Origin of the sequence: Natribaculum luteum (assembly GCF_023008545.1) — an archaeon.
Taxonomy (GTDB): Archaea; Halobacteriota; Halobacteria; order Halobacteriales; family Natrialbaceae; genus Natribaculum; species Natribaculum luteum.
In genome coordinates this window covers 472,170-497,615 of the sequence record NZ_CP095398.1, presented here as the reverse complement: position 1 = coordinate 497,615, position 25,446 = coordinate 472,170, and the positions used below count along the sequence as shown (strand labels likewise).

Genomic DNA, 25,446 nt, shown 5'->3' with positions numbered 1-25,446 from the left:
CATGGTTCGTCAGCAGGGATCGAGTATGCCCTTTCAGGGATGGTCTCCGAGCAGCGGAGACCATCCCGTTGACCCTGCTGTCGTCGTTCCGAGGTGGAATCGATGAACTGGGACGATCTCACCAAGGACGAACTCCTCTCGCGGTTTCTCCAGATGGAGGAACGAATCGACGAGCTGGAGGAGAAACTTGACCAGAAGGACGAGCGGATCGAGGAACAGAACGAACGAATCGAAGAGCTCGAAACACGCCTACGGAAGTACGAGAATCCACACACTCCACCCAGCAAGCGACGGTCGGGGACCGACGAGTCCCCGACCTCGCAGGACGACGAAGACGACGATGTCCGAACTGACGGCGGCACTCCTGGCCGAAAGGACGGTCACGACCCAGAGTGGCGCTCTTCACCAGATCCTGACGAAGAGGTCGAGGTTACCTGTGAGTGCTGTCCTGAGTGTGGCGAGTACTTCGACGAGTCGGTGGGCGTTAGCCCCCGACTCGTCGAGGAGATTCCGGATCCACAGCCACCAGAAGTCACCCAGTACAACCACCACCGCTACCAGTGCGACTCCTGTGGAACGGAGACAGTTGCGACTCACCCCGACTGCCCCGATGAGGGGCAGTTCGGGGTGAACGTCATCGCGCAATCAGCACTGTCACGGTACGATCACCGCCTTCCCTACCGGAAGATCGCTGATCGCTTCGAGCAACTGCACGAGCTCGAACTCTCGGGCGCGTCCGCGTGGCACGCGACCGAGCGCGCTGCGCGCGCCGGTCGCTGTGAGTACGAGCAGATCCGTCGGAAGATCCAAGATGCCGATGTGGTTCACATCGATGAAACAGGGATCAAACGTGACGGTGAGCAGGCGTGGATTTGGACGTTCAAGACATCTCAGCATACGTTGTACGCGGTTAGGGAGAGTCGTGGAAGTGATGTTCCCGCAGAAGTCCTCAGCGAGGACTTCGCGGGAACGGTCATTTGTGACGGATGGACGGCCTATCCAGCCTTCAGCAGCAATCTCCAGCGGTGTTGGGCACACATTCTCCGAGAAGCTGAAGACGCGGCTGCAAAACAGGACGAAGCCATTCCGATCCACCGCGAACTCAAGCAGTTGTACGTCGGTCTCCAGGCGCGGCTGGAGACCGACTTGTCACAACGTGAACGTGCGGAAGTTCACCGAGTAGGGCAGAGAGGGCTAGAGATCATCGACCGGTCAGTGCCCGACGGACCAGTGGCAACACTTCTCGGGAAGTTGGAAGGTGGCCTCGACCACTGGCTCACCTTCGTCGGTGAGCCAGCGGTCTCACCGACGAATAATGCCGCAGAGAATGCACTTCGTGAACCGGTTGTGTTGCGGAAAATCATCGGAACCCTCCGGAACGACCGTGGAATGTTCGTTCACGAGACGATCTTGTCCCTGCTGGCGACGTGGCGCCAGCAGGGACGCAACCCATACGAGGAACTCACGCGGGTTGTCCACGACAACGAGATAATCTCACGAGATCAGGCTGCGCCGGTTGTTGAGCCCTCGGGGTAAACACGTACAGTTAGCACAACGTGCCGTAGCTCGGTACTCCTCGAAGTTCTCGAAACAACGCTATACGCTCCATCAGCACATCGTTCTCCTGGGCCTCAAAGTTCGGAAGAACACAACCTATCGAACACTTCTCGACGAACTCATCGAGATGCCCCGTATTCGGAACGCAATCAATCTCACTGAACTTCCTGCCCCATCAACACTGTGCAAAGCGTTCGATAGACTCGATATGGCTGTCTGGCGAGTGCTGCTCAATCTCTCTGTTTCACTGCTTCCGACCAACGGCGTTGCGGGGATCGATGCTTCGGGATTCGACCGCAGTCACGCCTCGAAACACTACACGAAACGCTCCGAACTCACGATTCAGCAACTCAAGGTAACACTGCTCGTCGATTCCAAAGTGAACGCAGTCCTTGATTTACATGTGACGACGACACGAAAACACGATAGCCAGATCGCTCCGTCGTTGATCAAACGCAACCCCGAGACTATCGACATCCTGCTCGGAGACAAGGGCTACGACGACCAGAAAATCAGACGGCTTGCCCGTCAACACGGGATTCGTCCACTAATCAAGCATCGTGAGTTCACACCGCTTCACAAGGCATGGAACGCACGCTTAGACGCCGACCTCTACGGCCAACGGAGTCAATCAGAGACAGTCAATTCAACGCTCAAGCGGAAGTACGGTGCATTCGTCCGTTCACGACGCTGGTGGAAGCAGTTCCGTGAACTCGCTCTTGCGTGTCTCGTCCACAATCTCGACCGAACCCCCAAACGATCAGAACAGGATCTCTTCCCACCGAATGCGTCGTCAGAAGGTACCGAAGTTCATAATAACATCATTAACTGATTGTATTATAGCCCGTATGGAGAACAAGCAACGAACTGAGGGCAACCCTTTTGAGTTCGGCGCGATAGCCCTTGCTAACCTGTTACCGATTATCGGGTACTTCGTACTTGACTGGGAGTTTACCGCCGTTTTCATGCTCTACTGGGTTGAAATCGTCGCATTGTGGCTCGTGTACTGTGGCTTCGCTCTGTTTGCTCAGCGACGGAGTAACTACGAGGACCGAGAGCAGCAGATCCTTATCGCGCCTCTTGGAGATAAGTTCTGGAGCGATAATCCTCGAAAGATTGGTCCGCTTCCTCCGGTCTATTCGAGGAATTTGCGAGTGATCATCCCGTCCTGTGTTTTTATGATGCTCGCAAGCTTCGTACTTGGGTCCGCTCTGCTGGAAGGAACTACGGACCGTGGGATGCCGGGAGCCACAGTGGGTGATCCTGCGGCATTCTTCGCGAATTTTTCAGTGCTTACCTCACTACCAATATTCGGGACTGCAGTATTGTTTGTGCTTATACATTTCGTTACTATATATAGAATCTACGTTCGCTCACGTCAATACGAGGAGACGTCAGCGTATAGTATGCTTGAGTTACCTGCGCGTTTTATCCTCGTCTATCTCGGTGGACTCATAATGTTGGTTTTTGTGTTCTTCATCGGACTACTGATTGCGGAATTCATTGCTTCTGACTCACTTGCGGGGGTGCTCCCTTACGTACTGTTCGTGACGCTAAAACTCGCTCTCGAACGAGGTCGGTTTCACGCAGAACGATCGGCACCCGACGATGGATTCCCGTCGTGGTTCGTCCCGAACGAACTTCGTTCGGAACAAACTCAGTCGAGCTGAAGCGATGTGATCGCTCCTTCGGCGTTCTGCAAAATATATATATATATATATATATACGCGTGATAGGTTCATGGCCCCTCTGCGGTCAGTGCATCCCCTGTACTGAATGATACGTGCTTCACTGTATTGGTCGTGGCCGGGAAAGATGTGTCAACTCCTGAGGATTTCAACAGAGCCAACAAAACCCTAACTTGAGCGACGCCGATGTGGCTGTACTTGGCTGTGCTGAATCACGTGATGCAGTCGCGGTAATGGACGAAGCCTATGGAAGAACAGCTGCAGAAATCGAGGGCATCGAAACTCGGGGGACGGCCTACATTATTCTCCTGTGCGCTAAGCAGGGGGACATCACTATTCGTGAAGCGCGTGAGACAGTTGATTCGATGATCGAAGAAGGCTGGTACTGCGCACCAGACTTGTATACAAAGCTGGTTCGGAAACTCGAGTCATTCGAACACTGACGACGCGATCGCTGGCTACAGTTCTTCTATCCAATCTCTTGTGCTATAGAAAATATAACAAAACGAACTATTTATACCCGCCGGCGCGGCAGTGAGATTATGATCTTTCTGTTTGCCACGACCTCGCCCTCCTCCGGCGGTGGTCGCCGGTGACTCGAGCACCGCTCGTCGTCGCTCGCACGGAGTTTCGGCGGACGGTTCGAGTCGTCGCCGGCGACCGGACGAAACTGCTGTTCATGCTTGCGATCGCGGTGGTAGCGCTGGGGCCGGTCACGGTGCTGGGCACGGTGTTGCTCTCGGCGGCTGGCGAACAGGTCGCCGCGGGCGGGATCGACTCGAGTGTCACTTCGACGGTGATGGAGGCGACGGCCGGCATCGCCGCGCTCGCGTGGCTCGTTCTCACTGCGATGGCGACGATCCGAACGGTCACGACCGTCGCCGACGTCGACGAGCCGGCGTTTCTGCTGCTCTCGACGTCCCATCGGAACGTCGTCCTCGGCGTGACCGGTGCCGAACTGCTGACGTTTGCGACCTGGACGATTCCCCCGACGCTGGCACTCTCGAGTGCGTTCGCGTACGGTGCAGGGACGATCCTGCCCGTCGTACTCGCGCCCGCGTTCGTCGTGCTCCTGTTGTTCACTGCGGTTCCGATCGGGTTCGTCGTCGGCGTCTGGATTCGCCACCTGATCACGGTCTACGAACCGATCGCCCGGTATCGAACGCCGATTCTCGTCTCGGTCGGCGTCGCGTACTTCGCTGCGATCGCGATGGGCTGGCTGGAGACGATCACGTCGGTCCTGTTCGATCTCCTCGGAAACAGCCCGCTCGGCTGGCCGGGCTCCCTGCTGTTGCTCGCCGTCCCCGGACTCGAGCCGTCCGTCGGACCGCTCGTGGGCACCGTCGTCGGGTTCGCCGTCGTCGTCCCGCTGGCCGTCGGGGTGGGCGTCGTCTCCACACGGATCCACTGGTACTCCGATCCGGTGCGTTCCGACGACGAACCGGCGGAGACCCAGTCGTCCGATCGCCTCGGTGGACTGCTCTCCGGCCTCGATCGGCCGACTCGGACGGTGACGGTCACCGCGATCCGGCGGACGAAACGCGCCCCGGTCACACTCCTGTACGTGGTCTACCCGCTGTTCGGCGCAGTCGCCTTCCTCCAGGACGTCGTCAGAACCGGGACGCTACCGCCGCCACTGGCGGTGCTGTTCTGTCTCTACGTGGTCTGGGGCGCTGGCGTGTTGTTCACGCTCAACCCGCTCGGCGACCTCGGGCCGGGCCTTCCCGCCGTGTTGACGTCGACGATCTCGGGCCGGCAGGCGATCGTGGGACGGATCCTCGCCGGCGTCCTCGTCGCCGTCCCGGTTGGGATCGTCGTCAGCCTCGTCGCGGGTGCGGTGAGTCCGCTTTCGCTCGAGCAGACCGCCCTGTTGCTCGTCGCGACTGTCGTCGGTGCCGTCGTCGGCCCGGCGCTCGCAGCGGGCGTCGGATCGCTGTTTCCCCGCTTTGGAAGCGTCAAGGTGACGAACAACCGCGAGGCGGTGATGCCGAGCAAGACGGCGTTTCTCGTCTACACGCTCGCGATCGCGCTGCCGGCCGCGGCTGCGGCCGTCCTGTCCGTCGACGCCGCTCCAGCAGTGCTCGCCGGCGTCCTCACGACACTTCTCTCGCTCGCCCCGTGGTTCGAACTGACGATCTCCGCACGTGCGATCACCGTCGTCGCGTCGATCGTGCTGCCACTCGGACTGCTCGCACCGCCGCTGTCGTATCGCTACGCCATCCGACGGTTCGATCGGTACACGCTCGAGTGATCGGCGCGTAGTCGACGTGAACTCGAGGCCCGTCGGGAGTGGGACGATCAGTATCTCGGTGAGCTACCCTCGAGTTCGGAGTGAGACGGTCGCGGCCGCCGAACGTGCGTGTCGGACGGGTCGGGAAACTATTCCTCGAAGTAAGAATTATATCGGTGGCCACGCAAAACCGAGTATGTCCAATACAGAGTCTCCAGATGGTCCTCCATCCTTTGAGGATGCGTTTCGTGACGATGACGTCGAACAGCGCATCTACGGGACAATCCTTCAGACCCGCGAGCCTGCAACGGCGAGCGCTATCGCAGAGCAGGCCGATTGCGACCCAAAGACAGCCCGAAAATATCTGGGCTGGTTCAGTGACCTCGGGATCGTCACGCGTCACGACGGCCATCCGACGACCTACGAACGCAATGATGCATACTTCCAGTGGCGACGCATCAACCAGCTTGCTGCCGAGCACACCGTCGACGAACTCCAAGAGCACGTCCGCAACCTCACGACACGGATTACCGATTACGAAGACACGTACGATGCCACAACGCCGGCAGCCGTCGACGCCGTCGATGCTGCAGAGACGAGCGACGAACGGACGATCGACGATGTGTATAGCGACCTCGCCGACTGGGCGACCGCTCGAGACGAGCGCAAGCGCTACGAACGCGCCCGTCAGCAACGCGCTGGAGCTGAGACCGACCAAGCGTCCGGGTAATCCCATCGATGACGCCGCCTGCAGGAGATGGACGTAGCCCCGCGCCTATCGACCGCCCAGTTCTCGAGTTTCTCCAGACACGCCTCCAAGCCACAGCGCAGGTCGCTCGGGCGGCGATCACGGATGCGAGTGGACATCTCGAGCTCCGTGTGACACTCGCACCATCGTACTATCCCGAAACCGTAGAGGAGGCGAGTCTCACCGTTCGCTGGTACACGAACGACGACTTCAAAATTCATTACCGAGAGGTGCATCCGGACCACGCCTGGGAGTGCCGGTGGGACCGGCATCCGAACCCACACAATACGCGAAACCACTTTCATCCACCACCTACAGCCCCGACACCCGGCGAGGACAGTTCGTGGCCAAGCGATCATCGGGATGTACTGCAGCTCGTTCTCGATACCATCGAAGAACGAATTACCAGCTTGTGGGGCGAGTAAGCCATCAGTGATGGCAGTTTTTCTGCGCCAAAGTAGATGCCCTCGCCCGTTTCCAACGTGACCTGCTGTACGTCATCGCCGGCCAGGACGACCCCCATGGCCTCGCGATCAAAGACGAACTCGAGACCCCACCCGACGCTCGTAGAGCTAACTCGAGATCGAAGACACAGACGGTGCACGCTCTCGGCTGCCGGGGGCTGCTCGAACGACGGCGCTACCCGGTTCGTGGTGTGTCCCGGATGGACGTGACATCAGGTCGACACAGACCCGAAGTTACTATTCCGTCACGCCAAGAGTATCGGGATATGACGTTCGTTGTTCCATTCGACGGGTCCGACCTGGCCGAAGCCGCCCTCGTCAGGGCCGTCGAGTACGGCACTGCCCTCGACGAGGACGTCGTCGCCGTAAGCGTCGTCCCCGAACGAAAGCGGTACGCTCGAGAGAAAGGCTGGATCGACGACGACGAGTCGTTCGACCCCGACGCAGTCGTCGACACGCTGCAGGCGCAGGTGCACGCGCTCGCTCCGGAGGCGACGTTCGACGCCGAACAGATCCGGGAGTTTCCGCCCGCCGAGGGGATCGCCGATCGCATCGAACGACTCGCGGAAGAACACGACCCGTCCGTCCTGTTTCTCGGTAGTGACAACGTCGGGCGGGTCGTGACGCCGCTGGCGAGCGTCGCCGTCAACGTCGCCGCCGACGAACCGTACGACGTCCACGTCGTCCGCCACGCCGCACCGCCGAAGGTCGCCGAACTCGAGCCACACCCGGAATTCTACTCGGACGACGAGCAGGAGTAGACGAGGTCCCCTGCCCCTGCCCCTCGAGTCGTCACAACACTCGAGCGGGGACGACCACTGCGGAGACAGCGTCACTCGCTAGCGTATCCCCGACGGCATCCGAATTCGAGATGTTGATGAGACGGTGCTGCCGAGTGTGACGTATGTCTCCGCCGCCGGCGCTCGCGGTCGTGCTCCTCGTTTCCTGGATCGTGATGGTGTTCGCCGTGACGAACGCGGCTGGCTACCACCAGTGGCTCGCGGAAAACCTCTCGACCGACGCCGCCGACGAAAACCGGGGCTGACCGTCTCGAGTCCGCCTGAGAGGACACGAGCAACCTCGTTCGGAAGATTCGACCGGCTTCTTGTGCATCGATCCGGTCATCACTGGCGACCCGAATCGGCGGTCTCGGATCGAGGTGGAACGCGAGAGCGGCCTGCGATCCGTCCGAAGAGCCACTCGGCGTTGCTGAGGTCGGGACCGCGAGTTTCTCGCATCGGGAAGCGCCGTTCTTTCGTCTGAGCGTAGTTCAGCAACGCCACGAGCACCACGCCGCCGACGGTGTTCCCGAGCAGGACGGGCAGGAAGAAGTCGACGAACACGGTCGACAGGGCGACCCCACCGTAGAATACGAGGTACAACCCGTCGCACGCGGTGACGACGACGTGGTAGAGTCCAGTCGCCGGAATGAGGTAGATCACGACGTAGATCAACAGGAGTCGAGCGGTCGAATCGCGGGTGGCGTGATCGAGCCAGACCATGCCCGCGACGAGCCAGCCGGCGAAGATCGCCTTGAAGAACAGGTCCCACCACGGGGTGTGTAGTCCCTCCATTCCCAGGTCAGCGGCCAGCTGGGCCGATTCCGGCGTGAACACCCCGGTGTTCGCCAGTACCAGCGCCCCCGTCGCGGCGCCGAGGACGTTACCCGTCAGGACGATCGTCCACAGCCGTAACAGGAGCGGAATACTCGCCAGCCTCGTGAGGACTAGCGTGACCGGCGGGAGCGTATTCTCGGTGAACAGCTGGTATCGTCCCATCACGATGAACAGGAATCCAATCGGGTACAGCGTCGCGGCCAGCAGTCCTGTCGGCTCTCCGGGTACGGCCGCCGCGACGGCCGAGTGGCCGAGAAACGTCAGCGTGATCGCGAACCCGGCCGCCAGGCCGCTGAAGAACAACTCACGAGTGCTCGCGTCGATTTCTTCCTCGGCAGTGGCGACGACGCGCTGGAAAATTTCGTCCGTCGAGAACCGATCTCGGACCGCCTCACCGGCCGCCGGCGCTCCACTCTGGGCTCGATCGATGGCGTCGCGAACCTCCGCCTCGACGTCGCCTTCCTCGAGACTCCGCTCGATCTCGCTCTCTTCCGGCTCCTCCGAATCACCCATGCGGGCCGTACCTCGCGGACGGATATGTGCTGAGTGCTGGCACGTCCCCGTCGTAGATTAGGATTAGGGTCGAGTTCACAACGAGCCGGCACTTTCGGCGCTCTTCGCGCGGACTCGTACACCGATCGATCGAAGCGCACTCGAGTGTCGACGTCGACCTCGCCGTGACCTGTTACGCGAGGTCGTCGAGACGCGTCAGTTCGATCTCCTCGCTCTCGAGTCGGTCGTGGATGGTCTCGAGGACCTCGACGGCGTTTGGCGCGTCGCCGTGGATACAGATGCTGTCGGCCGGCACGTCGATCGTCGTCCCGTCGACGGCCTCGACCTCGCCGCGCGTGGCGATGCTGACGACCCTGTCGGCGACGAGGTCGGGGTCGGCGGCGGCCTTCTCCTTTTCGACGATCAGCGTCCGGTCGGGGCGATAGTCGAGGTCGACGTACCCCTCGAACACGGCGTCGAGGTCGTCGTACTCCTGGGCGACCTCGTAGATGTTCATGTCCGTCGCGAGGTAGATCAGGTCCGGGTCGACCTCGAGGACGGCTTCCATGACGGCGCGGGCGTGCTCGTCGCTCTCCGAGAGCATCGAGTACATCGCGCCGTGGGGTTTGACGTGCTGGACGTCGACGTCAGCCCACTCGGCAAATCCCATCAGCGCGCCGAGCTGGTAGACCACGTAGTCGCGTACCTCATCGGGCGTGGCGTCCATCGTCCGGCGGCCAAAGCCCATCATGTCCGGCAGTCCGGGGTGGATTCCGACGCCGACGTCGTGCTCTTCGGCGAGCGTGACCGTCTCACGCATCACGTGCGGATCGCCCGCGTGGAAGCCACCGGCGACGTTCGCCGAGGTGATGTAGGGCATCACCTCCTCGTCTCGTCCCATGGTGTAGTTGCCGAAACTCTCCCCCATGTCGCAGTTGATGTCGATTGCTACCATACCGAAACCGTCGACAGGCGTCGGCTTGTATCTTGTGTGGCCGGACATGACTCGAGGCGTCGTGTGGACCTGACGGAACGTGAAAAGCGGAGACAGCGCTGTGAACGAAAGCTAATGGAGATACCTCTATGACAAGCACGGTTTTGTTCCAGTGATAGAGCGACTGAACCGGATTTTAGACCAACTTATACGTTGTCTGATACTGGTAGCTACTAGATCCTAGAAAGAATCGAGGCTTCGTTGATCGTCCGTGACGACCTTTCGACCGCTGCCACGTACCGATCTTGAATCGATGATCTCCCCAGATTCGAGGCAGCGTTCGATCCACTCGGCCCACTGATCGACGTTCGCAAGATGATCGCACGGGTAGTGAGTGGCTGTCACCTTCAGTCAACCAGTCAGTGACGGGGTGAAGGTTTTCCACGAAACATACATAGATGAAAAAGTAGGGGTTTAGGGAGCTGAGAAAGCTTCTCCGTAAATAGGGATCATGGTCAGTAAAAGAAGTATTGCAATAATCCATGCAAATAGGAAGACAACTGAAACTGGTTCTGAGTCATTTCGAACTACAGCGTAAGCTGATACAACGAGTATGAGAATCTGACTCAATTGTTCTACATACGAGATCATCTGCCCGCCCCAACTACTGAGTAACAAGACAGTCACAATTGTAGAGAAAGCAATCAAACCCCCTAGCACAGCAGTATACCCTGATCGAAATTCAGTGACATGAATCACAGACCATAGAATAGTGATGTTAAATATAACACGAAAGGCGAAAATCGCCGCTATCAATTCGGGGTTAGTCCAATTTGAGAGGAAAGAGTCAAACATACTATATCTTAACAAGCCTATGACTTATTCTTTATTCATCTATCGGGAAGATCGGGATTCCACCATCGTCATCTTCCTCATATTCTCCCTCGATATAATCGTATTCCCCATCGCTTGAATCGTATTCATCACCATTGTCTGCATCCAATGTGGAAACATCGTTCCACTGATCAGAGAACGTTTCTCGGGAATCGAAGAACTGCCAATTGGTGTCACCTGGGAGGTGGCCATGATCCGGCGGGTCGCGGTGGGCTTGACCGACAGCATCAATATCGATGTTTCCATCGATTGTGTAGACTCGTGCGTGCCATTGACTCGGTAGTTGTATTGGAGCGATATTCCAACCAATGTCTTCATCTTGTTCTTTTACGGAGTACGTGTCAGTAGCTATATACCGCGTTCCCGACAGTGCGATTGAAGAGTGGCCATTATACTGCCAATCATCATCGATATCGTCCGCATCGTCCCCATTGTTCCAGACGAGGTTGATTGGTCCAGTATTTTCAGTAAGATCTCCTTCCCACGATGGATCATCAGCATTATACACATGAAGTGAAATGCTCGAATCCGGCAACGGACCTTCCGCCATCGGGGTGACTTCAATTAGATCTCGTTCGTATTCGTAGTGCTGTTGGAATGTCCCCAAGACAGCAGTATCTTTGAATCTTTCTGTTCCCTCCTCGAGCAGATCGTCGATTTCCGATTTGGTCTCCGAATCGAGGTTAGTCGTTGAAATCGTTTCTGTGCCGAAGTCCACCTCTCTATCGAACTCTGGGAGATCGTTTTCAACCTCAGCTGTTGTAGTCACCCGATCCTGACGAGAAACTCGAAATTCTTCTTCAACAGTATCGATCAAAAACTTCCGGCTAATTTCCCAGCCACGGCTTGTCTGTTCAATTTCGGCAATCCGAGTACCAGAAGCGATTACAGGTCGACGCTTCTGTGTTTCTGAACCAGCAGCATTCCCTGCCAAAAACGTACCAGCTGTTACAGCACCGATTCCTTTCAGAAACTTCCGCCTATTTTTTGATGTCATAATACAAGCTATCATTAGTTTCAGTCATAAAAGAAATCAATGCCTGAGATACTATTCAATGTATGAATATATTCTCATATCATGGAGAGCTACACAAGCACCTCCTCGGCTGGTGTTCGGCTATTCAGCACTTGATTCGGTCGATCGTGGTTGTAGTGGGGGAAACGGAAGGGCCTATGATTCAGATCTCCCGCGACATTTTGCACTTCAGAAGGTATTCAAGAGAGTGTTAGTGGCGTACTCTCGGCTTCATGTTTTGAATACCAATCTATTGCCCACGTAACTGCGGCCTTGTCCTTAGAATCAATGACGCCGCGAACAACACCAATATCGTCGTGAATGACGACAAGAACATGTTTGACAGGTTCTGTGATCACGACGACTCCCATCGGGAGTTCACCAGAGTACGAATAAGCATCAAAATTCCCAGTGTTGATGAGGGTTTTGAATTCGTCACTGAGGTTCGTTTTCACGTGTTCAGTCGCCTCCCTCCCGAAGACAAATTCGGCATCCAGTTGGTTTGCTGTCGTCTGAGTCAAATACGTCTCTACCATAGCCGAAAAAATAGTCGGTACGACACCGCTAATCTTGGCCGCCTCAGAGACTTGTTCTTCAAGATATTCGTACACAAGATCTAGTCTTGTCTCCCCGGTTACAAGCGTCGTTGCATCACGAGCGACGGACGGGTCAAGAACCGTTCCAATCTCCTGTCTTGTTTCGAGTAATCGCTTTGATTCTGCAAACGTCCGGACGATTTCGTCGGTTCGTTCATACTGTGTATAGACGATTTCGCCGAACGTCGTCGGTGCATACATACCATCCTGTTTTTTGACTAGATTGTAATCTTCGAGTTGTTTGAGTGCACGGTAAATTGTCGACTGTGAAGCGTCTACTTCGTCGACCAGTTGGTTTTGATAAGCCGGGCTATTGATGAGTCGCTTGAATATAGACAATCGTTTGTAGAGGACCATGTAGGCGGCGTGCGCTTTCTCCGTATCCATGATTCTATGTGTTCTGAAAAATTACTTATATCTAATGGTGGTAACTATAAGGACCAACTAACATAGTGGTATTCAATATGGTATAGTCAAGTCAGATAACGTGTGACATTGGAGCTCTGTATTCATCATCAATATGATATAGAACCGGAAGAGAAGCCACGTATTGTCGAATATCCCGATCAACGGCAACGAGTTACACAGTCACTCCTGTAGTGTACGCTTTTTATTCGAACCGATGAAAGTACGGGATAGTGACAAACAGGTTCCCCGAACAAAACGCCTCTCTTTCTACGGAATCCGTCTCTGCTGATGCTAATTCGCGGGAGGAATGGAACCGTAATCTTCTCGACTCGATTGAAATCGAAAACGTCTCTCGAGAGTTCACAACCAGTTCCACTACGGACATGGGTTCAGGACCGCCGACCGGTTCGACATTGAGTACGTCGCGAAGATCGAAGAGCAAAAGCGTGTGAAACGAGAGGTGCTCGAGGAGCGGTACAAGATCGACTGCCGATTCGAAGGGGGCCACACCTCTGAGCATCAAGCAAAACTATGGGTTCGGCGATCACCACAGCGGCAGCGGAAACGTTCACACGACGCTCGTGGCGATCGGGAAGTGGGACAGAGCCGATCTCGAGGACGAGGTGACTGATCGGGTCGTCTTCGCGACGAACCACCAGGGCGATAATCCGGCGGATCTACGGCGATTCATCAACAGCTATCGTGACCGATGGATCATCGAGAACGGCTTCAAAGAGGCCAAGAAGTTCCTTGCCGAGACTCGGAGTTCCAACCACCGACCCCGGTTGTTCTACTTCCTCTTTGCGATCTTGCTGTTTAACACCTGGATGCTCGTCGATCGGCTCGCGAAAAAGCGTCTTGGGATGGAGTTCACTGGTGAGCCGCACATCCAGTTCGAGATGTTCGTCGCTGCCGTAGCAAACTTCGTGCGACCAGTCGACTAAGTTGACCGCCGTTCCGGGTTCGAAACTCGAGAGTGGCGACACTATTCTGAGAGTCAGTTTTCGCCGTTTTCCTATCAGGTTCGACTAGATAGCTGATTCTAGTTTTCACCCAGATTGGGTCACGACGTTACTTTTGTTCACTGGTAGCTGTGCTTGGAGGAATACGTTTCTCGATTAGCTGGAACGAAGCCACGTCGAGAGATCGCCTAGGATCGATCCGTCGTCGAGTCGATCTTCGAAGCGAGCGTTCGCAGATCGCTCACGTCTGCGGTCGTCGAGAGATCCTCGAGCGTCCGATCCGCTTCGTCTCGTCGCCGGTTCGCATACGCTCGGAGTCGCGATTCGTCGAGGGCAAGCGGGGCGACTGCGGCCGTCTCGCACTCCGAATCGAGGACGCGGTGGACAGCCCGCGCCGTGCTGAACCCCCGTCCGACACTCGCAACGCAATCACGGCGAACGCCGCCGACGCCGGCCAGTATCGCCCCGAGGACGGCAGCGCCCTCGCCGATCGCGCCAGCCGTCTCGTCGAAAAACGCCGTCTGAGACGGTTTCGAGGGTGCAGACGGCGCATAGGTGCTCGCGAACGTTTCGGCGATCGTCTCGAGAACGGTCGTCAGCACCTCGAAACACTCACGGGTCGCGCGTGGACTCGCGCTCAGCGAGGAGTACGCCGACGTATACAGGTAGTCTCCGGCGAGCAACGCCGACGAGGGATCGAGCGTGGGCGCTCGAGTGCGTTCGTCGGCGCGCTGGACGAGCAGTCGACTGCGAAGGCGGGCGTACCCACGGAGCAGTTCGATCGCTATGGCGACGGGAAACACGGCGTCAGGCTCTCGCGTGTCCGCCAGCGACGAGTAGGTGCTGACCGCGAGCTGCCCGTACCACCGGTCGTCCGGGGTTTCGATCGCCTCGCGAACGAGCGGTACGTCGACGTCGTCTGCGTCATCGAGGACGCACTCGAGCTGTGTATCGATTTTCGATCGCGGGGGTAGCGCTCGGCGCGTCATCGTTCAGTCTCCGTCTGCCGGTGTCTCGATGCTGGGTTCGTCCGCGCTGACTCTGGACTCGGTGAGATCGCCCCCTCGCCACGTGCCACGTCGATACCACGCGTAGGCGATAATCGCCCCTGCGACGTTCGAAATCGCGAACGACAGCCAGACGCCGGTTTCGCCGAGCGGGCCGGCGGTGACCCACGCGATCGGGAAGCGGATGACACCGAGCATCAGCACGGAGATCGCCGCGGCAGTGAGGGTCTTCCCGGCTCCGCGGAAGCTACCGGTGTAGGCCCGCATGATGCCGATGAACCCGAAGCTCAATGCGACGTAGCGGAGGAACTGGGTCGCGATCTCGACGACCTCGGGGTTCGTCGTGAACACGTCCGCGATCGGAGCGGCGGTGAACCAGACGATGACGCCAGCGATAGAGAGCACGCCGAAGAGCGTCTTCGCTGCGAGTCCGGCCGCCCGTTCGGCACGGTCCGGTTTGCCTGCGCCCATGTTCTGACCGGTCATCGTCTCGACGCCGCGAGCGACCGCGATGGCCGGCAGGAAGACGACCGAGAACACGCGCGTCCCGATGCCGTAGGCGGCGACGACCGTATCCGGAAAGAGCGCGACGATGACCAACAGCAGGTTCATCGACAGCGCACGCCCCGTTCCCTCGATCGACGCGGGCAGTCCGATGCGAACGAGACGGCGCAGATACGAGAGGTCGGGAGTCATATCGCGGAGGTGAATCTGCACGCCGCGGTTCCCACGGAACATGATCGCCAGTCCGACGAGCAGGGCGAGCGCACGCGAGAACACGGTCGCGATCGCCGCACCCTCGATGCCCGACCCGGTGTAGCCCGTGAACTCGAGGAGTCGCGCCTCGAGTCCGCTTGCACCGAGAAAGCCGAACAGGGGGTTGGCCTGGAACCCGAAGATGAGGAGCGGATCGATGACGATGTTGAGGACGACCGATCCGAACATCACGAGCATCGGGGTGATCGTGTCGCCGTAGCCACGCATGAGCGCGACGAAGACGAAGAACCCGAACATGAACACGAGGCCAAGCGAGATGACCTCCATGTAACTCGAGGCCATCGGCAAGACGTCCCGGGAGGCGCCCATGAGCTCGAGGAACGTATTGACGCCTGCGTAGCCGACGACGCCGAAGATGGCCGATGCGATGACGGCGAACGTGACCGTCTGCGAAGCGGCGTACTCTGCCTCGCGTTCCGAATCTGCACCGGTGAACTGTGCGACGAGGACGCTCCCGGCGACCGAAATACCCATCCCGAGCGAGATGAGCAGAAACACCATCGGGAACGCGAAGCTGATCGCCGCCAGCGCGTCCGTGTTATACTGGCCGAGCCAGAACGTGTCCGCGAGGTTGTACGCGGTCTGAAAGAGGTTCGTGACGACGATCGGCATCGACAGGAAAAACAGCGGCTTCCCGATGCTTCCCGACGTGAGGTCGAACTCTTCGGGTCCCTTGAACAGCGAGCGAATGCGACGTCGAAGCCCCATCAGTGCGTCGCCTCCGTCGGTTCGTCGGCGATGAGATGGTCCTCGGCGTACCGCGTGATCGTCTCGGAGAGTCGTGCCGTCGAGTAATCGACCGCGACTCGTCGCGTGTGTGCTCCCGTAATCGTCGTCACGAGAAAGTCGGAAACGGCGGCCGGATCGACGTCGTCGTCGAACTCACCCGCTTCCACGCCTGCTGCGATGATATCCTGGATTCGCTCGAAGAGAAACTCGTCGAACCTGGTGAGTCGCGTCTGGATGGCGTCGTCGTACGGTGCCTGCGCTTTCACCTCGAGCATCGCGGTCCGGAACTCTTGGTCGGGATTCGCCTGCTCGTCAGCGAGAACGAGTTCGAAAAGTGCGTCGAGGCGGTCACGCGGTGTGTCTCCCCCGATCGTCGCCAACTGTTCGGTATGTTGTTCATACAAGAAATCGAGAAATTCGGTAAAGAGGTTCTCTTTGCTATCGTAGTAATAATGAACGGTTGCTTTGCTCCGGTTTGCCTCGTCAGCGATGTCCTTGATCGTGAGGTCGGCGTACCCGTGCTGGCAGAGGGCACGATACGTCGCCTCGAGAATATCGGTGGCTGGGTCGTCATCCATGACGGTCGTTACAGTAACTTACTAACCAGTTAGACAAAAGCCTTCGGAAGGACGGAAATCGATCCCGAAAATTGGCCATAGATAACGGTTGTCGGTCTAGATACCGACTGACCGATCGGTAGTATTCGCAGTTTGAGTGGTAGCTACGGCTGCCATCTAGTCTGCAGTAAAGACAGTACGAACGGTCGCTCGATCGGCCCGACCGCTCTCGTCGATAGTGGCCGGACGATCAGTTCGGCAGCCGCCCCGCTCGCTCGAGGCCGACGAGAACGAGGACTAACGCACCGAGGAACAGGGCGGCCCCACCGAACACCGCATCGTAGGTGTATCCACGTTCGACGAACAGACCCACTGCGGACGACCCGAGTGCCTGCGTGAACATCCAGGCGGAACTGAACACGGCGTAGGCGCTGCCTCGCGTCGAGTCCGGGAGCGTATCCAGGAGGTAGGTGTCGACGGCTGGGAACACTGCGTGGGCGACGAAGCCGACGACCGCGGTCACTGCGATCAGCGCGAACAGACCCTCCACGACCGTCAACGCGAACAGACTCACGGCGAACGCGCCGACGATCCCGAGCAGGTACTGGACGTGGGGGAGTCTATCGGCCAGGTCACCACCGAAATAAAACGCAGGGACGCCAGCGGCGAAGACGATCGTGAGCATCGTTTTCGACGTCCGACTCGAGAGGTCTTTCGACTGCATGTACAGATCGTAGAAGTTGAACACACCTTGCCAGACGAACACCGCTGCGCCGACGATGGCCAGCGCCGTCACGATGAGCCGCCACTCCGAGAGCGCGCCGGCGACGAAGTCGCGATCGGCCCGCCCCGCAGTCGGCATCTCGGTCCCGCTGGCGGCGAACCACGTGTACGCCGTCACCACTGCCGCCCCGCCAGCGATCGCCCACAGTGAGAGCCGCCAGTCGACGAGGAGCGTGAGCGCGACGAACGGGGCGGCGATCACCGCGGCGACCTGACTCGCGGTGCCGTGGATGCCCATGACGCGTCCGACGCGCTCCGGGTACAGTTCGCTCAATAGCGGGTTCGCCGAGACGAAGTACACGCCGGATGCGATCCCCATCAGGAAGGCACCGGCCATGAGATGTCGGACCGTCGTCGCGGTCGCAGCCATGCCGGAAGAGACCGCGAGGATCACCCCGGCCACGAGCACGATGTAGTGTCTCGGCACTCTCGTGAGTACCCAGCCGGTGGGCAGTCGGAGCGATGCGCTCCCGATCCACGCGAGCGTGACGATGAGCCCGGCAGTCCCTTCGCCGATCGCGAACTCGGTGATGAACACGTCCAGAAGCGGCGCGAAGACGATCCTGGCGAGGTTGACGAGAAAGACGAGTCCACAGAGGGAACCGAAGAGTCGAGCACGGGCCACGGTCACCATTTCTGACAGCGGATCTCAAGCGTTCCGATACCGGCATTTGACACGTTGTTCAGACGACAGCTTTGACCTGCCTGCCGTCGGTTCGTTTCCACCCGCAGGACGTTCCGGCCACTCGAAAACGGGTGATGGAGTACCACGACGAGCACTATTTATTTAGGTTAGCCAAAAGAATTTTGCTATATTAGAAAGAGTTTTTACCGTCACGTCCATACTCCGGGTATGGAACTCATAGAAAACCTCGTACTCGTGTTCGTCGCGGGGCTCGTCACCGCGCTGGCGACCGGCATCGGGGCGCTTCCGTTCTTTTTCGTCGACGAGTTCAGCGATCGGTGGAACGTCGGCCTGTGGGGGATCGCGTCGGGAATCATGGTAACGGTATCATTGTTCGGACTCGTCGACGAGGGGTTGGCCTACGCTTCGGGCGGATTCCCGACGTTGATGGTCGGTGGGCTGCTCGCGGGCGTCGCGCTGGTCACCGTCTCTGACAGGGTGCTCGACGGCGTCGACCTCGGCGACGTGGGCCACCACGATCACGACCACGACCACGACCACGACGCGACCGACGTGCAGACCGACGGCGCAGGCCACGACCACGGCGAAGTCGCACTGGAGGCGAAAGCGTTCGCCGAGGGCGACCTGAAGAAACTCGTCCTCATCCTCGGCATTCTCACGGTGCACAGCTTCCCCGAAGGCGTGGCCGTCGGCGTCTCGTTCGCCGAACTCGGGCTGGACGGCGGCCTCTCGATACTCGGGTTCTCCGTCCCGCTGCTGGCGGTGTTCATGACCATCGCCATCTCCATCCACAACGTCCCCGAGGGCACCGCCATCGCCATCCCGATGCAGGCGATGGGGCTGTCCAACTGGCGGATGGTCGGCGCGGCGGTCTTCTCGAGTCTGCCCCAGCCGATCGGCGCCGTCATCGCGTTCGCGTTCGTCTCGTGGGCCGAGGCGTTCTTGCCCTTTGGCTTCGGCTTCGCTGCCGGTGCGATGGTGTATCTGGTCGCTACCGAGTTCATCCCCGAGGCGCTCGAAACCGGCGCGGACCTGCCGAATCGGGGCTACCCCCAGTTGCTGGCCGGTCTCGCTGCGGGCGTGATCTCGATGATTCCGGTGCTATACGTGTGAATCTCGCTTTCGTTCGTCCGTAGCCCATCCTCGAGCGTCTCGAGCTGTTTCTCGCCGTTTGGGAGCCGACCTGTTTCAATAGCTGGCCGGTGCCAACTCCTCGATGGTTCGCTCGACCGTCTCCTCGTCGGCGTTGCTCGGAATCGTCACCATCGGTCGGGTCACGCAATCGATGTCGGCGATCTCCTGGAACTGTTCGCGGGCCTGCTCGGGCGTCCCCGCGACGCCGAGCGCCCGGACCATCTCGTCGGTGACGTTCTCGGCGGCGGCCGTGCGATCGCCGGTTCGCCACGCGTCGGCGACAGCCGAAGCACCGTCGGGGAACCGCTGGGCGACCGCCCGCTCGTAGCCCTTCCCGTTGCCGACGTAGTAGGCGACGTGACCCCGGACGACGTCTTTCGCCTCCTCCGGGTCGTCGCTGACTGCTGCGGGGACGTACGGTGCGACGTCGATGGTGACGTCTCGACCCGCCTCCTCGGCCTGGTCGGTGATGTAGGCGAAGGCGTCCTCGAGGTCCGGGAACGGGACGTTGTGTGGGATCCAGCCGTCACACAGCCGGGCGACGACGCGCCGATTCGCTTTTCCCAGAGCGGCGTGGTAGATCGGGACGTCGGCACCCAGGGACGGAAAGTCCTGGACGTCGAAGATCTCTCCCTCGTAGTCGACGCGTCCGTCACCGCTGAGATACTCCCTGGTGAGTTCGATGGTTTCGTGCGCCCGTCGGACCGGATTGGGATCGTTCCAGTCCATCCCGTGGAGATCCTCGATGGACTTTCGCGTCGACGTCCCCACGCCGAGGCAGAACCGGCCGTCGGAGACGCGATCGAGCGTCGCGGCGGTCATCGCCAGCACTGCAGGTGTCCTCGAGAAGACGTTGACGATCGCCGTCCCGATGTCGACCTCGTCGGTGTGGGCGGCGATGTCAGTGAGTTGGACGACCGAACTCGTTCCCCAGAGTTCGCCGAGCCAGAGCCCGTCGTAGCCGAGTTCCTCGGCGCGAACGGCGAGTTCTGTCGTGTCGGTGTCCGATACCATCGGAAGCAAAAGATCGGTCTGCATAGACATTCCCTCACTGTGAGGGATAGTGAATGTTACCCCACACACGGTGGGTCGGGGTATTCGCCTTGCTGTAGCCAGTTGGTCGCGCTCGATCGGTGGCCGGGCTCCGAATGTGCACGGCTCGCTCGAGATTCGCCGTACGGCCACGGATTCGGGACGAACGGACGTCGAACTCACACTCTGGAGACGGAGACAACGCCGAACAGCTGGCCGGTCGTGGCGCTTCTAGCGCCGCCCGTCGTCCCGGACCCGCTCGGACTCGCTTCGCACTCGTTCGCTCGGCGTCGACGACTGGAAAATTCGGTCGTAGAGGGTCGATGTGAGGACGTTGAGAAGAAAAAACGTGACGAAGGCGACGGCGATCCAGCCCCACTCGTGAGTGGCCAGTGGAACGACGCGGAAGAAGTCGTGTAACGGTGTGTACAGAACCGTGAGGTGGAGGAAAAACGAGAACCCAATAGCGCCCAGGAGCCACAGATTCGACCACAGGGACAGACCATACCGGGAGCGAATGACGTAGATCCGGATCAACTCTCCGACCACGATGAACGTAAACAGAAGCGTCTGGGCGCGGACGAGCGAACCGGTCGCGTCGAGGCCGTAAAAGAAGAGCCCGAGACCGATGATCGCCAGTAGCACCGCAATCGTGATTATCGACACGAGCACACGCGTGTTGATCACGCCCTCGTCTACAGGTCTCGGGGGGCGCTCCATGAGCCCGGCGGCGTGTGGATCCGCGCCGAGGGCTAACGCAGGTAGCGTATCGGCGACGAGATTGATCCAGAGAATCAGGACGGGAGTCAGAATCAGCGCCTGAGAAGTCCCCGTGAACCGCTCGGGGAACAGAACACTCCCGACGAGGACGCCGAGAAACACCACCAGCACCTCGCCGGTGTTGGTCGAAACGAGGTAGTTGACGAACTTCCGAACGTTCTCGAAGATTCCCCGTCCCTCCTCGATCGCGTCCCGTATCGTCGCGAAGTTGTCGTCCCGGAGGATCATATCCGACGCCTGCCGTGCGACGTCGGTCCCGCGACTCCCCATGGCGACCCCGACGTCGGCCTGCGTGAGCGCGGGTGCGTCGTTGACGCCGTCGCCAGTCATCGCGACGTTGTGGCCGTTCGCCTGCAACGCGGTCAGTATCCTGACCTTGTGGTCCGGCGTGACTCGAGCGAAGACGTCGACCTCCTCGACAGTGTCGCGCAACGTTTCGTCCGACTGCGCATCGACGTCGGTGCCGGTGAGAGCACCCTCCGGGTCGAAGCCGATCTGCTCGCCGATCGCCCTGGCGGTGGTGCGGTTGTCGCCGGTCGCCAGGACGGGACGAATGCCGGCGGTTCGACAGTCGGCGATCGCCTGTTCGACCTCTGCACGCGGTGGATCGAGCATCCCCTGGAGCCCGAGAAACACCATCCCGTCCTCGATCCGATCTGCATCCGCTTCTGGATCGGCGACCGTCTTCGATGCGAACCCCAGGACTCGGAGCGCGTCCGCCGCGAACGACCGGTTTTGCTCGAGGACGGCTCGTCGTTTCGCGTCGGTGAGTTCACGCACGCCTCCCTCCTCGAGGATGCGGTCGCATCGGTCGAGTACGACTTCCGGCGCACCCTTCGTGTAGGCGGTCGGTTCCTCGTCGTCGACGAGTACCGTCATCCGTTTGCGTTCCGACGAAAACTGGATCTCGCGTATCCGCTCGCCGGGCGGATCGACGCCGGCGTCGTCTGCAATTCGCTGGATCGCGACTTCGGTCGGTTCGCCCCTGTACTCGTTTTCCGCCGTTCGTTCCACGTTGTTGCACGCCGCACCACACTGCAGGAGCCGCTCGACCGCCTGGTCGACGTCTCGAGTGCGAGCGTCTGTCTGTCGACTCGCGCCGTCTCCGTCGGTCGAGATCGAGTCGGGTTCGGATGGGTCGACGGCGGTTCCTGCGGTGTAGAGGCGCGTGACCGTCATCCGTTCTTCGGTGAGCGTTCCGGTTTTGTCGGTGACGATGACGTCTGTCGAGCCGAGGCTCTCGACGACCGGAAGCCGTCTGACGAGGGCGTTCCGATCGACCATCTCTCGGGCACCGAGCGCGAGCGTAAACGTCACCACTGCAGGCAATCCCTCCGGAACTCCCGCGACGGCCAGGGTGATACTGACGAGGAGAATCGAGACGACGTCCGTCGCGGTAAAGAAAAACTGGACGACGGTGACGAGGACGATGAGGACGGCGACGAGAGCGCCGATCTGCGTTCCGAGCTGTTTGACCTCCTCCTCGAACGGGGTCTGTCGGTCCTCGGACTCGCCGAGTCGGGTCGCGATCCCTCCGACCTCCGTCTCCATGCCCGTCTCGACGACGACGGCTTTCCCCCTCCCTTTCACGACGGTCGTGTTCATGTAGACTACGTCGCGCCGGTCGGCCAGCGGTGTGTCTTCGTCGACGGACGCCGGATCTTTTTTGACCGGCGTACTCTCCCCCGTGAGCGCGGATTCGTTCGTCCGTAACTCGTCGGCTTCGAGGAGGCGTGCGTCCGCCGGAACCGCGTCCCCCTGTTCTAGGTGGATCACGTCACCGGGAACGAGTCGTTCTGCATCGATAGATTGCTTGTCCCCATCGCGAACGACGATCGCGTCCGGGCTCGCGAGTTCACGGAGTGCTTCGATCGATCTCGTGGCCTGGTAGTCCTGTACGAACCCGAACAGCCCGTTCACACACAGGATCAGTGTGATGAACGCGGCTTCGGCGTAGTTCGGGTCACTCTCTGGAAAGAGTCCAACGCCGAGCGAGAGGAGTGCCGCCACGGCGAGCAGGTACATGAGTGGATTCCGGAACTGCGAGAGGAGGAGTTCGACACTCGACGTCCGTTCTGACTCGCGGATGTCGTTCTTCCCATATTCCTCGAGCCGTCGCGTCGCCTCGTCGGACGACAGCCCCCCGTCACCGGTTTCGAGCGTGTCGAGGACGTCGTTCGTCGACAGGGCGTGCCACGGCTCTGCGCGATCGGTCTGGCCGTCACCTGGCATGTTGTCGGTGTCGCCTCGTCGATACCGCTCGCTCGGTTACGCTCACGTCCCGGGTCGTGGGCCAGCAAGTCATCTCCGGAGCGTTCGCCGGTCTCGAACGTGTTTCGAAGAACGCTGGACCGCCGTCACTCCGACCCCTGCTCGACGTCCAACGTTCCTTCTTCGGCCGTCGTCGCGTCGCGCCACCAGACCAGCTCGAATTCGATGCTCTGTTTCGCTTCCGAATCGCCTTCGGCCCAGTCCGATTCGCCCTCGAGTTTGAACGTGATCGGACCGACGGGATCGAGCGTCACCCGCCGCCCCCCGAGTTCGAGCGTGACGGGATCGTCTTCCTCGAGTTGATCGGCCAGTCGATGGAGGTACGTGGCAACCTCCGCTCGCGTTCTTCGTTCTTCGGTTTCGAGTTCTCCCATAACCGAACTGACGTCGGTTGAGTGCATAAATGGAGGCGGCACCTGCTACGATCCGAAAACCGTTGTCGAATCGCCCGAACCGCTGGAGACGCCTCTGCAGCCGACGCCTGGAAGAGTACCAGGTCACTGCACGCTGTCGGCAGGCTCCCGGACCGTCAACACGGGAATCGGAGACGTCCGAACGAGCGATTCCGTGACGCTCCCCAGCATGTATCGGTCGAAGCCCGTTCGGCCGTGCGTCCCGACGACGACGAGACCGACGTCGTGGTCGCCGATGTACGAGAGGATGGCCTCGTGGATCGACGACCCGTGCTCGATCGTCTTTGAAACTGGCTCGATCCCTGCGTCTGCTGCGAACTCCGCCGCATCCTCGAGGAGATCGGTCGCGCTTTCCTCGAGCATCGACAGCTGGAGGTCGCTTCGGACGTCGACGCCGAGACTCGTGACGGTGATGACGGAGAGCAGATGAAGCGCAGCGTCCTCGGCGGTCGCGACGTCGACACCCATCGCGAGCGCCTGACTCGCACAGTTGCTTCCGTCAGTCGGGACGAGGACGTCTTCGTAGGGGTACTGGAGGTCGTCGGCAGTACCCGGTCGAATCGTGAGGACCGGTACGTCTGACCGTCGAACGACTCGCTCGGTGGTACTCCCGAGGAGCAGGCGCTCGAGACCTTGACGACCGTGAGTGGGCATGACGACGAGATCGACGTCGCGCGCGTCAGCGTAGTCGACGATGGTCCCGTACGGTTCGCCCTGTCGGACGTCCGTAACGGTGCTCACACCTCGCTGCTCTGCCCGCTCGGCCGCATCTCGAACGATCTGCTCGCCTTCCTGTTCGAGGGTATCGATGACTGTTCCCTGAATCCGCGTCACGCTATCGCGCATCGTATCCGCCACGTTGAGGACGTGGACCGTCGAATCGTGCGCGGCTGCGACGTCGAGGACGTGCTCGAACACGTCTGCCGCGCCATCGCTTCCATCGGTAGGGAAGAGGAGAGCGTCGAACATACCGAGTGTCTCGAGGCGAGGACACAAAACAGGAGGGGCAGCGACGGCAGCCAGTACGGCCCTCGAGACTACGGTCTGTTGGCTGCGACGTCGAGTGGATCTTCGATTTCCCCATGACGGCCTCGAGGGCGTCCGTCGCCGTCAGCAAGCCGACGACGTCGCCACCCTCGAGGACGAGCGCCAGTTCCTGGTGTTCGGCCTGGAACTGGTCGATCGCTTCACTGATGTGCGTCTCCGCCGAGAGCGTCATTTGTGGTGCGGCGAGGTCCTGCAGCGTGACCGCTCCGCTTCGGAGGTCGTCGACCCGATCGACGACGGTCGGGACGTACACGATGCCACGGAAGTCTCCGAGTTCGTCGCCGACGAGCGGGAAGCGGGTGTGTGGACTCGAACCGATCCGATCGAGATTGGCTTCGATCGAGTCGTTCGTCGAGAGCGAGACGATCTCGTCACGCGGCGTCACGACCTCACTGACGGGTCGTTCGCCCACGATGAGGGCATTGAGAACCTCTTCGCGGCGTTCCTCGGAGAGGTCGCCACGGTCGAGCAGCGACCCCAGCTAGTTTCGGAGGTCGGCCCGCGATTCGATGACGTCAGTTTCGGTCTCGAGCCACGCGCCGGTCATTTCACAAGTAAGTAATTGCTGGATGGAACTCGAGCAAAGCGAACGCCATCTCTGGCACTCCGCGGTCGATCCGTCGATGGGAACGAGAAATCAACGGTTACGGTAACTGAGGTACCTAT

21 protein-coding genes and 4 pseudogenes are annotated in these 25,446 nt (G+C 59.8%); 11 read left to right on the top strand and 14 right to left on the bottom strand.

Translation table 11 applies throughout. The annotated features are described in order from the left end of the window. The first annotated feature begins 102 nt into the window (after positions 1-102). The 9 genes and pseudogenes from tnpC (at position 103) to MU558_RS20885 (ending at position 7,732) form a co-directional block, all read left to right on the top strand. Positions 103-1,536 carry an IS66 family transposase gene (tnpC, locus tag MU558_RS20925; protein ID WP_246975222.1) on the top strand — a complete coding sequence of 478 codons (1,434 nt, stop codon included), beginning with the start codon at positions 103-105 and terminating at the stop codon, positions 1,534-1,536. Continuing rightward, a pseudogene (locus MU558_RS20920) lies at positions 1,502-2,305 on the top strand (IS5 family transposase); the annotation flags it as partial. The gene tnpC and the pseudogene MU558_RS20920, both read left to right, overlap by 35 nt. 100 nt (positions 2,306-2,405) lie before the next feature. Then, positions 2,406-3,227 (top strand): DUF6498-containing protein, encoded by an 822-nt coding sequence (locus MU558_RS20915; RefSeq protein WP_246975220.1) that lies wholly within the window; start codon positions 2,406-2,408, stop codon positions 3,225-3,227. Between the two features lie 176 nt (positions 3,228-3,403). Beyond that, a pseudogene (locus tag MU558_RS20910) lies at positions 3,404-3,688 on the top strand (PIN domain-containing protein); the annotation flags it as partial. A 149-nt stretch (positions 3,689-3,837) separates the two neighbouring features. After that, complete coding sequence (locus MU558_RS20905) at positions 3,838-5,496, top strand: hypothetical protein (protein ID WP_246975218.1); 1,659 nt, start codon at positions 3,838-3,840, stop codon at positions 5,494-5,496. A gap of 175 nt (positions 5,497-5,671) precedes the next feature. Further along, a complete protein-coding gene (locus tag MU558_RS20900) occupies positions 5,672-6,205 on the top strand; it encodes a DUF7342 family protein (protein WP_246975216.1) in 534 nt (177 codons plus the stop codon). Between the two features lie 8 nt (positions 6,206-6,213). Beyond that, the gene (locus MU558_RS20895; RefSeq protein WP_246975214.1) at positions 6,214-6,648 is read left to right on the top strand and encodes a toxin-antitoxin system TumE family protein; all 435 of its coding nucleotides are present in this window, start codon (positions 6,214-6,216) and stop codon (positions 6,646-6,648) included. A 305-nt stretch (positions 6,649-6,953) separates the two neighbouring features. Continuing rightward, the gene (locus MU558_RS20890; RefSeq protein ID WP_246975212.1) at positions 6,954-7,448 is read left to right on the top strand and encodes a universal stress protein; all 495 of its coding nucleotides are present in this window, start codon (positions 6,954-6,956) and stop codon (positions 7,446-7,448) included. A gap of 143 nt (positions 7,449-7,591) precedes the next feature. Further along, a complete protein-coding gene (locus MU558_RS20885; protein WP_246975210.1) occupies positions 7,592-7,732 on the top strand; it encodes a hypothetical protein in 141 nt (46 codons plus the stop codon). Between the two features lie 79 nt (positions 7,733-7,811). On the opposite strand, the gene MU558_RS20880 is transcribed toward MU558_RS20885, so the two are convergent. The 5 genes and pseudogenes from MU558_RS20880 to MU558_RS20865 form a co-directional block, all read right to left on the bottom strand. Next, positions 7,812-8,816, bottom strand: coding sequence for a formate/nitrite transporter family protein (locus MU558_RS20880; RefSeq protein WP_246975209.1), 1,005 nt, complete (start codon positions 8,814-8,816; stop codon positions 7,812-7,814). A gap of 172 nt (positions 8,817-8,988) precedes the next feature. Continuing rightward, positions 8,989-9,750, bottom strand: coding sequence for a LamB/YcsF family protein (locus MU558_RS20875; RefSeq protein WP_246975207.1), 762 nt, complete (start codon positions 9,748-9,750; stop codon positions 8,989-8,991). A gap of 865 nt (positions 9,751-10,615) precedes the next feature. Next, entirely contained in the window at positions 10,616-11,620 is a 1,005-nt protein-coding gene (locus MU558_RS20870) for a twin-arginine translocation signal domain-containing protein (RefSeq protein ID WP_246975205.1), read from the bottom strand. A gap of 89 nt (positions 11,621-11,709) precedes the next feature. After that, positions 11,710-11,796 (bottom strand): annotated as a pseudogene (locus MU558_RS23465) (IS6 family transposase); the annotation flags it as partial. Between the two features lie 42 nt (positions 11,797-11,838). After that, a complete protein-coding gene (locus MU558_RS20865; protein WP_246975203.1) occupies positions 11,839-12,621 on the bottom strand; it encodes a helix-turn-helix transcriptional regulator in 783 nt (260 codons plus the stop codon). Positions 12,622-13,223: 602 nt separating this feature from the next. Here MU558_RS20865 and MU558_RS20860 point away from each other — a divergent pair. Beyond that, complete coding sequence (locus MU558_RS20860; RefSeq protein WP_246975201.1) at positions 13,224-13,586, top strand: hypothetical protein; 363 nt, start codon at positions 13,224-13,226, stop codon at positions 13,584-13,586. A 206-nt stretch (positions 13,587-13,792) separates the two neighbouring features. On the opposite strand, the gene MU558_RS20855 is transcribed toward MU558_RS20860, so the two are convergent. The 4 genes from MU558_RS20855 to MU558_RS20840 form a co-directional block, all read right to left on the bottom strand. Further along, complete coding sequence (locus tag MU558_RS20855; RefSeq protein ID WP_246975199.1) at positions 13,793-14,593, bottom strand: polyprenyl synthetase family protein; 801 nt, start codon at positions 14,591-14,593, stop codon at positions 13,793-13,795. A 3-nt stretch (positions 14,594-14,596) separates the two neighbouring features. Continuing rightward, positions 14,597-16,096: an MATE family efflux transporter gene (locus MU558_RS20850; RefSeq protein WP_246975197.1), complete on the bottom strand. Its 1,500-nt coding sequence runs from the start codon at positions 16,094-16,096 to the stop codon at positions 14,597-14,599. Then, entirely contained in the window at positions 16,096-16,695 is a 600-nt protein-coding gene (locus MU558_RS20845) for a TetR/AcrR family transcriptional regulator (protein WP_246975195.1), read from the bottom strand. Before MU558_RS20845 ends, MU558_RS20850 begins: the two co-directional genes overlap by 1 nt. A gap of 229 nt (positions 16,696-16,924) precedes the next feature. Continuing rightward, a complete protein-coding gene (locus MU558_RS20840; protein WP_246975193.1) occupies positions 16,925-18,082 on the bottom strand; it encodes an MFS transporter in 1,158 nt (385 codons plus the stop codon). A gap of 228 nt (positions 18,083-18,310) precedes the next feature. On the opposite strand from MU558_RS20840, the gene MU558_RS20835 reads away from it, so the two are divergent. After that, entirely contained in the window at positions 18,311-19,216 is a 906-nt protein-coding gene (locus MU558_RS20835) for a ZIP family metal transporter (RefSeq protein ID WP_246975191.1), read from the top strand. Between the two features lie 75 nt (positions 19,217-19,291). On the opposite strand, the gene MU558_RS20830 is transcribed toward MU558_RS20835, so the two are convergent. The 5 genes and pseudogenes from MU558_RS20830 to MU558_RS20810 form a co-directional block, all read right to left on the bottom strand. Further along, complete coding sequence (locus MU558_RS20830) at positions 19,292-20,275, bottom strand: LLM class flavin-dependent oxidoreductase (protein ID WP_246975189.1); 984 nt, start codon at positions 20,273-20,275, stop codon at positions 19,292-19,294. Between the two features lie 225 nt (positions 20,276-20,500). Continuing rightward, positions 20,501-23,281 carry a cation-translocating P-type ATPase gene (locus tag MU558_RS20825; RefSeq protein WP_246975187.1) on the bottom strand — a complete coding sequence of 927 codons (2,781 nt, stop codon included), beginning with the start codon at positions 23,279-23,281 and terminating at the stop codon, positions 20,501-20,503. 125 nt (positions 23,282-23,406) lie between these two features. Continuing rightward, positions 23,407-23,694 (bottom strand): amphi-Trp domain-containing protein, encoded by a 288-nt coding sequence (locus tag MU558_RS20820; RefSeq protein ID WP_246975185.1) that lies wholly within the window; start codon positions 23,692-23,694, stop codon positions 23,407-23,409. A 123-nt stretch (positions 23,695-23,817) separates the two neighbouring features. Continuing rightward, positions 23,818-24,702 carry a universal stress protein gene (locus MU558_RS20815; protein WP_246975183.1) on the bottom strand — a complete coding sequence of 295 codons (885 nt, stop codon included), beginning with the start codon at positions 24,700-24,702 and terminating at the stop codon, positions 23,818-23,820. 68 nt (positions 24,703-24,770) lie between these two features. Then, a pseudogene (locus MU558_RS20810) lies at positions 24,771-25,345 on the bottom strand (CBS domain-containing protein); the annotation flags it as partial. Between the last annotated feature and the right edge of the window lie 101 nt (positions 25,346-25,446).

What these genes read in the sequence shown, in the direction of transcription:
- MU558_RS20870 (WP_246975205.1), bottom strand. Translation starts at nt 11,620, where the DNA reads ATGACATCAAAAAATAGGCGGAAGTTTCTGAAAGGAATCGGTGCTGTA.
- MU558_RS20890 (WP_246975212.1), top strand. Translation starts at nt 6,954, where the DNA reads ATGACGTTCGTTGTTCCATTCGACGGGTCCGACCTGGCCGAAGCCGCC.
- MU558_RS20855 (WP_246975199.1), bottom strand. Translation starts at nt 14,593, where the DNA reads ATGACGCGCCGAGCGCTACCCCCGCGATCGAAAATCGATACACAGCTC.
- MU558_RS20850 (WP_246975197.1), bottom strand. Translation starts at nt 16,096, where the DNA reads ATGGGGCTTCGACGTCGCATTCGCTCGCTGTTCAAGGGACCCGAAGAG.
- MU558_RS20915 (WP_246975220.1), top strand. Translation starts at nt 2,406, where the DNA reads ATGGAGAACAAGCAACGAACTGAGGGCAACCCTTTTGAGTTCGGCGCG.
- MU558_RS20825 (WP_246975187.1), bottom strand. Translation starts at nt 23,281, where the DNA reads ATGCCAGGTGACGGCCAGACCGATCGCGCAGAGCCGTGGCACGCCCTG.
- MU558_RS20820 (WP_246975185.1), bottom strand. Translation starts at nt 23,694, where the DNA reads ATGGGAGAACTCGAAACCGAAGAACGAAGAACGCGAGCGGAGGTTGCC.
- MU558_RS20875 (WP_246975207.1), bottom strand. Translation starts at nt 9,750, where the DNA reads ATGGTAGCAATCGACATCAACTGCGACATGGGGGAGAGTTTCGGCAAC.
- MU558_RS20880 (WP_246975209.1), bottom strand. Translation starts at nt 8,816, where the DNA reads ATGGGTGATTCGGAGGAGCCGGAAGAGAGCGAGATCGAGCGGAGTCTC.
- MU558_RS20895 (WP_246975214.1), top strand. Translation starts at nt 6,214, where the DNA reads ATGACGCCGCCTGCAGGAGATGGACGTAGCCCCGCGCCTATCGACCGC.
- MU558_RS20815 (WP_246975183.1), bottom strand. Translation starts at nt 24,702, where the DNA reads ATGTTCGACGCTCTCCTCTTCCCTACCGATGGAAGCGATGGCGCGGCA.
- MU558_RS20830 (WP_246975189.1), bottom strand. Translation starts at nt 20,275, where the DNA reads ATGCAGACCGATCTTTTGCTTCCGATGGTATCGGACACCGACACGACA.
- MU558_RS20835 (WP_246975191.1), top strand. Translation starts at nt 18,311, where the DNA reads ATGGAACTCATAGAAAACCTCGTACTCGTGTTCGTCGCGGGGCTCGTC.
- MU558_RS20900 (WP_246975216.1), top strand. Translation starts at nt 5,672, where the DNA reads ATGTCCAATACAGAGTCTCCAGATGGTCCTCCATCCTTTGAGGATGCG.
- MU558_RS20865 (WP_246975203.1), bottom strand. Translation starts at nt 12,621, where the DNA reads ATGGATACGGAGAAAGCGCACGCCGCCTACATGGTCCTCTACAAACGA.
- MU558_RS20885 (WP_246975210.1), top strand. Translation starts at nt 7,592, where the DNA reads ATGTCTCCGCCGCCGGCGCTCGCGGTCGTGCTCCTCGTTTCCTGGATC.
- MU558_RS20845 (WP_246975195.1), bottom strand. Translation starts at nt 16,695, where the DNA reads ATGGATGACGACCCAGCCACCGATATTCTCGAGGCGACGTATCGTGCC.
- tnpC (WP_246975222.1), top strand. Translation starts at nt 103, where the DNA reads ATGAACTGGGACGATCTCACCAAGGACGAACTCCTCTCGCGGTTTCTC.